Consider the following 12,779-nt stretch of genomic DNA (forward strand, 5'->3'; position numbering starts at 1 on the left):
GTCACACCCGTTCCCATACCGAACACGGAAGTTAAGCTCTTTAGCGCCGATGGTAGTTGGGGGCTTCCCCCTGTGAGAGTAGGACATCGCTAGGCGCAAAAAGTCGCTGCTGATACACTCAGTAGTGGCTTTTTTTATTTATGTGCTTTTCTATATAATAATGTGAAATTTCAGCTAACAACATAAAAAGGAGACATATCAACAAGGTTCTTAGTTGATATGTCTCCTTCATTATTTTAAACAGTTATTGCTCGTAGCTCAACCCGTCTAATTTTACCAGATGTTGTTTTTGGAAGCTCATCCAAAAAGACAATACTTCGTGGGTATTTGTAAGGCGCTGTTAACGTTTTAACGTGCTCCTGTAACTCTTTTGTTAGCTCATCCTCATCACGGTTTCGGAACCCTTCACGTAAGATTACAAATGCTTTAACAATATGGCCTCTAATTTCATCTGGTGCTGCAACAACAGCACATTCTTGTACAGCTTCATGTTTGTTTAAAGCGTCTTCTACTTCAAATGGCCCAATCGTATAACCCGAAGAAATAATAATATCATCACCGCGACCTTCAAACCAGAAGTAGCCGTCCTCGTCGCATTTTGCTTGGTCACCTGTAATGTACCAATCACCCCGGAAGGCGGCATGTGTGCGCTCAGGCTCACGATAATACTCTTTAAATAATGCAGGAGATGATTTATGCACAGCAATATCTCCAACTTCTCCTACGGGTGCCTCATTACCTTCTTGGTCAATAATGCGGACAATATTACCAGGTGTCGGAACACCCATAGAGCCAGGGCGTAATTCGGTATTTTCAAGTGTCCCAATTAGTAGCGTGTTTTCTGTTTGTCCATAGCCATCACGCACTTTAAGGCCAAAGTTTTGCATAAATGTTTCAATTACTGGACGATTCAAAGGTTCCCCAGCTGAAACAGCACTTCGTAGAGCTGATAGATTATAATCTTTCAGACTATCAATCTTCGCAATAATACGATATTCGGTTGGTGTGCAACAAAGGACATTTACCTGCTCATCTTGAATGAGTTGAAGATACGTTTTTGGATCAAAACCGCCGTGATATACGAATGCTGTTGCTCCAAGCATAATTGTTGATAAGAATGGGCTCCAAATCCACTTCTGCCAGCCAGGTGCCGCTGTTGCCCAAACTAAGTCACCTTCACGTACACAAAGCCATTGAGAAGCTGCTGTTCGAATATGTGCATACCCCCAGCCGTGTGAGTGAACGACACCCTTAGGCTTACCCGTTGTACCCGAAGTATAAGAAAGAAATGCCATATCGTCACGTTTTGTCGCAACTGCTGTAAATGTAACAGGTTGTGTACTTGCTAGTTCATCTAAAGAAGTCCAATTAGCATTAGCGTTGCCAATGACTAACTTATTATTCAATGCATCAACTGTTGAAGTAATACGGTCTACCTCACAAGTAAATGCTTCATATGCAATAACTGCCTTTGCAGAAGAGTGCTCCATACGATATTCTAGATCACTTGCACGTAACATCTCCGAACACGAGATAGGAACGATTCCCGCCTTTAAACAGCCAAGGAACACGAAGTATGCTTCTGGTAGGCGTGGGATGATGACTAATACACGGTCGCCTTTTTGAAGCCCCTTATTTGTGAAGGCATTTGCGTATTGATTCATTTTTTGAATAAGCTCAGCATAAGAAATTCCGCGACGTTGTTGTTGTGCATCTAGCCAGCGTATTGCCTGGCGGTCACTATCTAAGGAAAATTTTTCTAACTCCTCTGTAATGTTATAAAGTTCTGGTGCGATTAAATCATTTGTTACCATATGAACAGTCCTCCCCAAAACAAATTTAATTGAAAATTCTTGAAACTATTTTTATTTTAACAATTACAATAATATACAGCAAGAATTTTTGATACATAAAATAGAAATATTAGATTTAATGGAGAACTATTAGTGTTTTTGTAAAGGAAAATAGTAACTCTATAATTAATATAAAAATTATTATAAAAAGGGATTGCATAATTTACAATCCTTGCTATAATAATAAATGTGCTTAAGTGGTTGTTGAAAAACAACTAAATTGAATAGTGTTGTTCCGAAGTAGCTCAGTTGGTAGTAGCACCTGACTGTTAATCAGGTTGTCGCAGGTTCGAGTCCTGCCTTCGGAGCCATTTTTTTTTGTCTTTTTTCTGCTATCCCTCTTAAAACACTTCTCATGATTCATCTTCCAAAGTGGAGTATGCCTTCACATGATAGAAATATTTCAGTCTAATACACTATATCTCCTTTATAAATGAACGTCTCCTACAATGATATTCAAAAAATCAAAAACAAATCCCATTACTTTTCTAACAAATCCCTTCTTATTACAGTTATTTCCAGCACCTAGTATAGAATTATTTTCTATTTTTATAAATAAATTAGTTATATTATAATATATATTTTCAATTTGAATTTCTATTGGTTTGAAGGGAGTAACGTATAATTATAATGTTAAAATATATTTTATTACTATTTAAAAATAATTAATTTATTTAAGATGTGTACTCATTACTGAAGTGCGTGTTTTTTTCTTAGATAAACAGAGTATAAACGAGAAAAAATTAACTTAAGTAAAAAAATTGTTAGAAAAATCCGACAATTTAGATTGACAACATTATTCTAGTTAAAGTAATATTCAGAGCAAGATGTTAATGCACGCTTAGATAGCCAAGGGGGAATTCAAGTGGGGCCTATTTTAGAGATTGAAAATGTCTCTTTGCAGTTTGGTGGCATCAAAGCATTAGATAGTGTCACTTATCATATAAACCAAGGTGAAATCTTTTCGCTGATTGGTCCTAATGGAGCTGGGAAAACAAGTATGCTGAACTGTATCAGCGGTTTATATCAACCGACAAATGGCTCCATTCGGTACAAAGGGCAAGAAATCATCAATATGAAACCATACAACCGCACGACTTTAGGGATGGCACGAGCCTTTCAAAATATCGCGTTGTTTGCGCATATGTCGGTACTCGATAATTTAAAACTAGGAAGACATTCATTGATGAAGTCAGGCATTTTTAGTGGAGGGCTTTATGCTGGAAAAGCTTCTAAAGAGGAGATTGATCATCGGCGAAAGGTAGAAGAGGTCATCGAATTTTTAGAATTGCAGGATATACGCCATACGCCAGTTGGTACGCTATCATACGGGTTACAAAAACGCGTGGAAGTTGGACGTGCTTTAGCGCTTAATCCAGAGTTGATTTTATTGGATGAGCCTATGGCGGGGATGAACAATGCCGAGAAGGATATGATGGCCAGGTTCATACTAGATATACATGAGGTGATGGGAACGACAGTCGTTTTAATTGAGCATGACTTAGGGATTGTCATGAGTCTGTCTGATCATATCGCTGTATTGGATTTTGGGAAGTTAATTGGATTTGGGACACCGAAGGAAATTCAACAAAATCCAGATGTAATTAAAGCATATATTGGTGAAGAAACCGTTACTTAAGGGGGAGAGACTGAATGGTCATTCATAAAACATTACCTACTCTTTTAGCGGAGCGAGCAAAAAATGAGCCGAATGCGGTTGCGCTAAGACAAAAATACTTAGGTATATGGAATGAAATAACTTGGCATGATTATTTGAAGAACGTGGAATTATTAGCGGCTTCACTTTCGCAGCAATTTCACTTTCGGAGTGGAGAAAAGCTTGCGATTATTGGCGAAAATCGACCGCAGTGGCTATATGCGCAAATGGCAACCCAATTGCTAGGTGGCATTTCGGTAGGGATTTATCAAGAATCATTACCAGATCAGGTGGAATTTTATTTAAACGATTGCAAAGCAAGAATTGTCATCGTGGAAGATCAAGAACAAGTAGATAAACTGCTAGAAATAGAGGGTCGTATTCCGCTTGTAGAACATATTATTTACTACAATAAGCAAGGGTTACGCCATTATAAACATCCTAAACTTAGTTTTTTAGATGACTTTATGAAAAAGGGAGAAGATTTATTAAAGCAGCAGCCTAATTTTTACGAAGAGCAAGCGAGCACGCTAGACACACATAGCCCGGCTGTGATTGCCTATAGCGCCGCAACATCGGGCAGGCCAAAGGGAGCTTTATTGACACATTTTAATTTAATCAATGCAGCAAAAAATTTAACGGAGGAAGAGGAAATGAAGAAAAATGATGATTACTTTTCATTTTTACCGTTGTCATGGGTAAATGAAAAAGTAGTTAGTACCGTTGTGCCGTTAATTGTTGGATTCGCTATTAATTTTCCAGAAAAGCCGCATACTGTAATGGTTGATTTGCGAGAGATTGGTCCGCAAACATTGCTCGCACCCCCTCGTGTGTATCAATCGTTAATGTCTAGCTTTACAATTCGGATGGAAGGGGCTAGCTGGTTTAAAAGAAAAGTGTATGGCTTCTTTAAAAAGTACGGGGATAAAAAAGCGGAAGCGGATGCCAATAATGAAGTGCTATCAGGTATGGATAAACTGATGTACTTTTTAGGCAACGTCATTATTTTTAGTGCTATTCGCGATCACTTAGGGATAGCTAGGCTTAGAAGAGCGTATGTTGCGGGGGCGGCGTTGCAACCGGATGCCTTCCATTTCTATCACAGTATCGGCGTGAATTTAAAGCAAACATACGGTGGGACAGAAGTTGCAGGTATTGCATTTGTTCAGCCAGATCGTCAAATCAAGTCAGGAAGCTCAGGCATCCCAATTCCAAATACGGAAGTGAAAATAGGAGAAGACGGTATCGTTTATATGAAAAACAATGCCATTTTCTCGGCGTATTTGAATGAGGAAGACCAAAAAGAAGTGGTTGATGGTTGGCTGTCACTAGGTGATCATGGGTATCTTGACGAGCAAGGCCATCTTCATATTTTAGATCGACAAGAAGACCTCATCACGAATTCAGCTGGTGAAATTATTTATCCGAGATTAGTAGAAAATGAGTTAAAGTCAAGTCCATATATTCAAGAAGCGGTTTGCTTCGGTAAAGATAAGCCATACATGACCGCTATTTTAAATATTGATATGAATAGCGTCGGGAGATGGGCGGATAAAAACCGCGTTTTATTTACAGAATATTCAGACTTATCAAGAAACTTGAAAGTTGTAGAGCTCATTGAGCAACAAGTTGAACAATTAATGAGTGAATTGCCTCCGCAATACCGTGTGAAAAAGTTTTCTATTTTACACAAGCAATTTACGGCAGATCAAGGGGAATTAACGCGCACGTTAAAAATCCGCCGAAACTTTGTTGAACAAAAATATAAAGAATTAATTGATGGCATGTATACAGATACACAAGAAGTGTCATTAACACCTTCACATGCCGAATCCGTAGAGGAAGAAGTAAGTTTACGTGTTATTCAATTAAAAATTGAACAGGGGTGGCATGATGACATTCTTTTTACAAATGCTTAGTAACGGAATTGTAGTAGGAAGTATATACGGATTAGTGGCACTTGGATTCGTATTAATCTATCGAGCAAGTGGTGCGCTAAACCTAGCAAATGGTGAATTCGTTTTATTTGGTCCTTATATTTGTTTAGTGCTGTTAACGTCATACAAGGTTCCGTTCTATATCGCCATCATTATTACGTTAATTGTAAGCGCGATATTAGGATTAATTGTAGAGCGACTTGTTGTTCGTCCATTACAGCATGCACCGGCTATTTCAGTTATCATGGCGACGCTCGGATTGGCGAATTTATTGGCTGGGGCTATCCATATGATTTGGGGACATGGCACGAAAATCTTCCCACCAGTATTTCCACAAACACCGGTTCAATTTGGTGGGGTAATTGTAACGCCAGTTTATTTATGGTCATTTGTCATTGTTATCGTATTGTTAATTGTTTTCACAATCTTCTTCAAGTATTCGAAAATTGGCTTAGCGATGCGTGCGGTTGCAGACGATCAAGGAGCTGCACAATCGGTAGGGATGAGTGTGAAATTTGTTTATGCTGTAACATGGTCGATCGCAGCAATGGTAGCAGCGATTGGTGGAGTTTTACTAGGGAACATTAGTGGTGTAAGTCCAGTCATGGCGACAATTGGTTTAACGGTATTACCAGTTGTTATTTTAGGGGGACTAGACAGTGTAGCAGGTGCTATCATCGGTGGATTTTTAATCGGCATTGTTCAAAATATTGCGGGAGGCTACTTAGATCCGCTTGTAGGTGGCGGCTTAAAAGAAGTTGTGCCGTTTATCATCGTACTGTTGATTTTAATGGTAAAACCACACGGATTATTCGGCAGCAAGGGTATAGAGAGGGTGTGACGGTGTGAGGAATATATTTGTTCGTGAAAGTGGCAATTATAAAACATCTTATGTAGGTGATATGAAGTTATTTGGTACGGTTAGTGGAAAAGTTAAAATCGTAGTGATTGTTGGCGTTTTATTGCTAGTACCGCTATTTACTTCAAACTACTGGGTAGGGTTATTAACGCTCTGTGCCATTTCAGCTATTGGTGCAATAGGGTTAAATATTTTAACAGGATTTACAGGGCAAATTTCGATTGGAGTAGGAGCGTTCCTAGGTGTAGGAGGCTATACGTCGGCGATTATCACATCTACATACGGGCTTAACTTCTGGATCTCTTTGCCATTAGCCGGATTAATTACAGCCATTGTAGGTGGTATTTTCGGATTACCAGCATTACGTTTGAAAGGTTTATACTTGGCAATCGCTACATTAGCGGCGCAAGTAATTATTTTATTTATTATTAGTCGATGGACAAGCGTAACTGGTGGTACATCAGGGATGGTGCTAAGCCGTCCATCGATTGGGTCATTCTCATTCAAATCTAATACATCTTATTATTACTTGTCTATTGCGATTTTATTGTTAACGGTGCTGTATGCAACGAATCTATTACGCACGCGAGTAGGGCGAGCTTTCTTAGCTGTTCGAGATCGCGATATAGCAGCACAAATTATGGGGATTAACTTATTCAAATATAAAGTATTAGCATTTGCTGTAAGTTCATTTTTCGTAGGGTTAGCTGGTGCTTTACTAGCTCACTATACGATGATTGTAAGTCCAGAACTTTATAGTACAACGGTATCCATTGAGTACTTAGCGATGATTTTAATCGGTGGTTTAGGCAGTGTTTTTGGGTCTATTCTTGGGGCGGTATTTATCACACTATTACCGATTGGTTTAGGAACTGCAATCGATTTGGTTACAGTATACTTCCCAGATTTAAATCAATTATTATCTGCATTTAAAGAATTTGCATTTGGTTTAGTCATTATCCTGTTTTTAATTTTTGAACCAGGAGGGCTAGCGCATATTTGGTTAAATATTAAGAAGTACTTTAAGCTTTGGCCATTCTCGTACTAGTGCCTGCGGGGGAAATTAAATATATAAATACAAAAATACACAAACAGTAGGGGGAATTGATGTGAAGAAAAGCAAGAAACTATTATGGTTGCTATTGAGTGCTTTATTTGTACTTGTACTAGCAGCTTGTAATGGCGATGGTGGCTCGGCAACAGATAGCGATACACAAGGCGATAGTGGTACAAATACAGGAAGTAACACAGATAGTAATGCCCGTGAAGTAGTAATTGGGGGACTATGGGATTTAACAGGTGGTACATCTGATGTAGGTGCACCTTTTGCTGAAGGGGCAGAAGCATATGTAGAATATGCTAATTCAAAAGGGATCGAAGGCTTAAATATTAAGTTAATCGGTAAAGACTATGGTTATGTTATTCCAGAAGCACAAAAGTTATATCAAGAGCACCGTGACAAAGCTGGTGCACAAGCAATTATTGGTTTCGGTACAGGTGATACAGAGGCTTTACGCCAGCAAGTAGCTGCCGATGAATTCCCATTCGTATCAGGTTCATTATCGGAGAACTTAAATGATACAAAGGAATCGCCATATAACTTCTTAGTGGCAGCTTCGTATTCTGACCAAGGTCGTGCATTATTAAAATGGATTAAAGAAAATCATGAAGGCGGCGAGCCAACAGTAGCATTACTTTACAATGATACAGCGTTCGGCCGTTCTCCAGTTGAAGATATGAAAGCGTATGCAAAAGAAATCGGTGTTAAAGTTGTGGACGAGCAAGTAATCGACGTAAAAGCAACAGAAGCACAATCACAATTATTAAATATGAAAAAGAAAGACCCAGACTATGCAATCATTCAGCAAACTTGGGCAGCAACTTCTACAATTTTACGTGACGCAAAAACATTGGGAATCGATACACAATTCATGGGTCTTAACTGGACTACAGGTGAAGGTCTATTTGATAATGTAGATGCGGCAACTGCTGAAGGATATATGGGCGTACTGATCAACTCTATGCCAGGTGATGAAGTGCCAGGGATGGCTGAAATAGAAGAATACTTGACAGGCAAAGGCAAAAAAGACGAAGACATCAACCAAAAATTCGTACAAGGTTGGGTAACAGCGAAAATTATGGTTGAAGCTATTAAAAAAGCAGCTGAATTATATCCAGATGGTGACATTAAAGGTGCTCAAATCCGTGAAGGTATGGAGTCTTTAACAGACCTAGACTTAGGCGGTGTAGCAGCAAATGTATCATTCTCAGCTAACAACCATGCAGGTACAAAAGAAATTCGTATTGGTGTTGTAAAAGACGGCAAATGGGAAGCAATTACAGATTACATTAGTTTCGAAGATTAATTTTCTGTAATAGAAAGGAGGGACTTACATGCTTCAGGTAAATAATTTAGAGGCTGTTTATCAAAAAAATATCCTAGCATTAAGAGGAATGTCCCTCCATGTACCCGAAGGGAAAATTGTTGCGCTTCTCGGTAGTAATGGAGCGGGTAAGTCCACAACTTTAAAAGCTATTTCAGGTCTCCTCGTGGGTGATGGAGGAAAGATTACAGATGGTACGATTGAGTTTCAAGGCGAAGTCATCAATGATATTATGCCAGATGTCCTTGTGAAAAAGGGAATTTTCTTAAGTATGGAAGGGCGTCGTGTTTTCAAAGACTTAACAGTAGAAGAAAATTTGATTGCAGGGGCCTATACACGAAAAGATCGCGGTAATATTAAGGCGGATATTGAAAAAATATACGGCTATTTCCCGAAACTAAAAATGCTCCAATCACGTAAAGCGGGTTATTTATCGGGTGGTGAGCAGCAAATGTTGGCGATTGGGCGCGGCTTGATGGCTAAGCCAAAGCTATTATTACTCGATGAGCCGTCTTTAGGGATTGCGCCGCTGTTAGTACAAGAAATCTTCCAAAACATTAAAAAGATTAATGAAGAAGAAGGTATGACTATTCTAGTAGTTGAGCAAAATGCCAATGTTGCATTATCGATTGCACACTCCGGCTATATTATGGAAAATGGCCGCGTAGTGATGCAAGGGGATGCAGCTAGCCTATTATCCGATAATGAAATTAGTGAGCATTATTTAGGGATAGGAAAAGAAGGCAGTAAAGACTACAAAGAAGCAAAATCATATAAACGACGCCAACGTATCGTTTGGTAAGAATAGTAGCTGCTACAGTAATTTGTAGCAGCTTTTTTAGGCAATTAATGATGCGTTTAAACTAATTTATTCCAATAAAAGTGAGGTTATTTTAAATCTACTCATTCTCAATGAATCTACAACTACGATCATAGTAGGTAGAAGCTACATTTAAATTGATTGTAGATAAATGATTGAGAAGATGGTAGGATTAAGTTAGGTTTTTGAACATTTTCATAAGCAAATATTTAGTTTTAAAAAATTTTAAAAAATGCTTGCTAAGTATAAAAAAAGATGTTATTATAAATCTTGTCTTGTTGAGAACAATGTAACATGTCGGCCCCTTGGTCAAGCGGTTAAGACACCGCCCTTTCACGGCGGTAACACGGGTTCGAATCCCGTAGGGGTCACCATTTCCTTGGCGTTGTAGTAATGCAAAGGCTTAAAAAGAATAAATAAACTGTAAAGAAATTACACCTGTTTTTATGGAGGATTAGCTCAGCTGGGAGAGCATCTGCCTTACAAGCAGAGGGTCGGCGGTTCGAGCCCGTCATCCTCCACCATATAGTGTTAATTTCGGAGGGGTAGCGAAGTGGCTAAACGCGGCGGACTGTAAATCCGCTCCTTAGGGTTCGGCGGTTCGAATCCGTCCCCCTCCACCAGTTTTATTTATACAATGATTGGGGTATAGCCAAGCGGTAAGGCAACGGATTTTGATTCCGTCATGCCCTGGTTCGAATCCAGGTACCCCAGCCATTCATTTCTTATATTTGAGCCATTAGCTCAGTTGGTAGAGCATCTGACTTTTAATCAGAGGGTCGAAGGTTCGAGTCCTTCATGGCTCACTTTTCTATAGAATATATTCAAAAGTGTCACATTAACTACAGATACTAATCTCTTACTGAAAACAGTAGGAGATTTTTTTTGCCTTCTTTGACTGCATGAATATGCAAAAATGTGTTGAGTTGAGCCAAAGGCATTGTTGGCTTTACAATGGTTATACAACACAGAGGGGGTATAAAATATTGAATAAACATAGTATTTCAATCATTGGAGTGCCGACAGATTACGGACAAACACGCAGAGGAGTAGATATGGGGCCAAGTGCTATTCGTTATGCAGGTATTGTTGATCGTTTAGAAGCGATTGGTCATGAGGTACAGGATCAGGGAGATATCCGTGTTAATCATAAACAAGAAAATGCAATTATTGATAAACAACTGTTAAATTTAGAAGAAGTCGTCGATATAAGTACTACTTTGGCAAGCAGAGTATATGAAGCGGTTGAGCAGAAGAAGTTTCCACTTGTATTTGGTGGAGATCATAGCATTGCAATCGGCACGCTAGCTGGGCTTGGTGAACATTATAAAAATTTAGGTGTTATCTGGTTTGATGCACATGCAGATTTAAACACGCCAGATACAACTCCATCTGGTAATATTCATGGGATGCCGCTAGCTGTTAGTATTGGACTAGGACATGATCGACTTGTACAAATTCGTAACTATGCACCGAAAATTAAACCTGAAAATGTCATTATAATCGGAGCTCGTTCAGTAGATCCTGGAGAACGTGAACTGATTCGTCAACAAGGTATAAAAGTCTATTCAATGCACGAGGTAGATCGACTAGGTATGACTCGTGTTATGGAGGATGCTCTTTCCTATTTAAAAGAACGCAAGGTAGATGGTTTACACTTATCGCTTGATTTAGATGGCCTAGATCCGCTGTATACACCTGGGGTGGGAACGCCGGTACCTGGTGGGATGACATACCGTGAAAGTCATTTAGCGATGGAAATGTTACAGGAATCAGGTATACTTACATCCGCTGAATTTGTAGAGGTTAACCCGATATTAGATGAAAAGAACAGAACAGCAGATGTTGCAGTAGCATTAATGGGCTCATTATTTGGAGAGACCCTCGTATAATAAAATTGTCAAAAAAATGCCTATTGTCGCATCGAATAAAAATCTTTTGTTATAATTAATTAAAATGAAACTTTTCTTATCGGTGGGTCGTATAGTATAAGACAGTTGTAAAGGTGGAGAAGTTAACACAATGGATGCGTTAGTAAATAAGAGAATAAAACAAGTGCTTAAAGGCGATCAAAACGCATTTGCCGATATTGTGAGTCTCTATCAGCACAAACTGTACCAAGTATGCTACCGGATGTTAGGCAATAAACAAGAATCAGAAGACATTGCACAAGAAGCGTTTGTACGTGCCTATATGAATCTGCATACATTTGATCAAAAAAGAAAATTTTCGACATGGCTTTATCGCATAGCGACAAATCTCTGCATAGATCGTATTCGAAAAAAGAAGCCGGATTACTATTTAGATGCGGAAGTAGCTGGTACTGAAGGGCTTGATATGTATTCTCAAATTGCTGCAGATGACCAGTTACCAGAGGAACAGCTAGAGCAGATGGAGTTACAAGATCGTATTCAATATGAGATTGGACGTTTACCGGATAAATATCGTTCAGTTATAGTATTGAAATATATTGAAGAATTATCGTTACAGGAGATTAGTGAAATTTTGGATATGCCTCTTGGTACGGTGAAAACGAGAATTCACCGCGGACGTGAAGCATTACGAAAGCAATTAAACAATCTGTAGGAGGGGGAGCGTCATGAATATTTGTCCAGAGCATATTATAGACTATATGCATGATTATTTAGACGGTGACATTAGTCGTGAGCATGAGCAAGAGTTGAAACAGCATTTGCATTCATGCGGTGATTGCAAGCAATTGATGCAGGAATTAAGTGAAACGATCGCCTTTGTGAAGAGTGCTTCTCATATTACAGCACCTCCGCATTTTGAAGCTGCAGTGATGGCTCGTTTACCCAAACCTAAAAGTCGTGTGGGCATGCAAAAATGGATTCGTCGTCACCCATTATTTGTGGCGGCAGCGGTTTTTTGCCTATTTATGAGTGCTACTTTACTTGGAAGTTTCATGGATGACCAACATTTTTCTGTCACGAAACAGCCGAATCTAGTTGTTGAAGGGCAAACGGTCATCGTACCGAAAGGTGAAGTTGTCAAAGGGGATATCGTTGTAAAAAATGGTGATTTAATTGTTGAGGGGCAAGTAGATGGCAATGTTACTGTTATTAATGGGCAGTACATGGCATCCTCGGCAGTTGTGACAGGTCAAATTGAAGAAATTGACCAAGCGTTTGAATGGCTATGGTATACCATTAAAAATTCATTCAAAGACGCCATGGCATTTGAAGATAAAGAAACTAAATAACACTCTATACGTCCTACATGATAGTGCACGTGAGAGGCTGAGAAGT

At 39.1% G+C, this 12,779-nt stretch carries 10 protein-coding genes, 6 tRNA genes and 1 rRNA gene; 16 read left to right on the forward strand and 1 reads right to left on the reverse strand.

Features of this window, described 5'->3' with window-relative positions; genetic code table 11:
* Window positions 1–95 (forward strand): 5S ribosomal RNA (rrf, locus tag ACQKII_RS20345); the annotation flags it as partial.
* Window positions 96–236: 141 nt separating this feature from the next.
* Here the strand turns inward: rrf and mbcS are convergent.
* Complete coding sequence (gene mbcS / locus ACQKII_RS20350) at window positions 237–1,814, reverse strand: acyl-CoA synthetase MbcS (RefSeq protein WP_427462302.1); 1,578 nt, start codon at window positions 1,812–1,814, stop codon at window positions 237–239.
* A gap of 273 nt (window positions 1,815–2,087) precedes the next feature.
* Between mbcS and ACQKII_RS20355 the strand changes: the two genes are divergently transcribed.
* From ACQKII_RS20355 to ACQKII_RS20425, 15 genes are all read left to right on the forward strand, one after another.
* A tRNA-Asn gene (locus ACQKII_RS20355) sits at window positions 2,088–2,164 on the forward strand.
* Between the two features lie 554 nt (window positions 2,165–2,718).
* Window positions 2,719–3,492, forward strand: a complete 774-nt coding sequence (locus ACQKII_RS20360; RefSeq protein ID WP_427462303.1) for an ABC transporter ATP-binding protein — start codon at window positions 2,719–2,721, stop codon at window positions 3,490–3,492.
* 14 nt (window positions 3,493–3,506) lie between these two features.
* Window positions 3,507–5,429, forward strand: coding sequence for an AMP-dependent synthetase/ligase (locus ACQKII_RS20365; protein ID WP_427462304.1), 1,923 nt, complete (start codon window positions 3,507–3,509; stop codon window positions 5,427–5,429).
* Window positions 5,404–6,288: a branched-chain amino acid ABC transporter permease gene (locus ACQKII_RS20370; protein WP_427462305.1), complete on the forward strand. Its 885-nt coding sequence runs from the start codon at window positions 5,404–5,406 to the stop codon at window positions 6,286–6,288. Before ACQKII_RS20365 ends, ACQKII_RS20370 begins: the two co-directional genes overlap by 26 nt.
* A 4-nt stretch (window positions 6,289–6,292) precedes the next feature.
* Window positions 6,293–7,354 carry a branched-chain amino acid ABC transporter permease gene (locus ACQKII_RS20375; RefSeq protein ID WP_427462306.1) on the forward strand — a complete coding sequence of 354 codons (1,062 nt, stop codon included), beginning with the start codon at window positions 6,293–6,295 and terminating at the stop codon, window positions 7,352–7,354.
* Between the two features lie 61 nt (window positions 7,355–7,415).
* Complete coding sequence (locus tag ACQKII_RS20380) at window positions 7,416–8,672, forward strand: ABC transporter substrate-binding protein (protein ID WP_427462307.1); 1,257 nt, start codon at window positions 7,416–7,418, stop codon at window positions 8,670–8,672.
* A gap of 28 nt (window positions 8,673–8,700) precedes the next feature.
* Complete coding sequence (locus ACQKII_RS20385; RefSeq protein WP_427462308.1) at window positions 8,701–9,492, forward strand: ABC transporter ATP-binding protein; 792 nt, start codon at window positions 8,701–8,703, stop codon at window positions 9,490–9,492.
* Between the two features lie 317 nt (window positions 9,493–9,809).
* Window positions 9,810–9,884: transfer RNA gene (locus ACQKII_RS20390), tRNA-Glu, on the forward strand.
* Window positions 9,885–9,958: 74 nt separating this feature from the next.
* Window positions 9,959–10,034: transfer RNA gene (locus ACQKII_RS20395), tRNA-Val, on the forward strand.
* A gap of 15 nt (window positions 10,035–10,049) precedes the next feature.
* Window positions 10,050–10,133, forward strand: a tRNA-Tyr gene (locus ACQKII_RS20400).
* 19 nt (window positions 10,134–10,152) lie between these two features.
* A tRNA-Gln gene (locus ACQKII_RS20405) sits at window positions 10,153–10,227 on the forward strand.
* A gap of 16 nt (window positions 10,228–10,243) precedes the next feature.
* Window positions 10,244–10,316: transfer RNA gene (locus ACQKII_RS20410), tRNA-Lys, on the forward strand.
* A 180-nt stretch (window positions 10,317–10,496) separates the two neighbouring features.
* Complete coding sequence (rocF, locus tag ACQKII_RS20415; RefSeq protein WP_427462309.1) at window positions 10,497–11,402, forward strand: arginase; 906 nt, start codon at window positions 10,497–10,499, stop codon at window positions 11,400–11,402.
* 130 nt (window positions 11,403–11,532) lie between these two features.
* Complete coding sequence (gene sigW / locus ACQKII_RS20420; RefSeq protein WP_004225410.1) at window positions 11,533–12,096, forward strand: RNA polymerase sigma factor SigW; 564 nt, start codon at window positions 11,533–11,535, stop codon at window positions 12,094–12,096.
* A 13-nt stretch (window positions 12,097–12,109) separates the two neighbouring features.
* The gene (locus ACQKII_RS20425; RefSeq protein WP_143996827.1) at window positions 12,110–12,733 is read left to right on the forward strand and encodes an anti-sigma factor family protein; all 624 of its coding nucleotides are present in this window, start codon (window positions 12,110–12,112) and stop codon (window positions 12,731–12,733) included.
* Window positions 12,734–12,779: the final 46 nt, after the last annotated feature.

The sequence above is a fragment of the Lysinibacillus sp. NPDC048646 genome, from assembly GCF_050272295.1.
Taxonomy (GTDB): domain Bacteria; phylum Bacillota; class Bacilli; order Bacillales_A; family Planococcaceae; genus Lysinibacillus.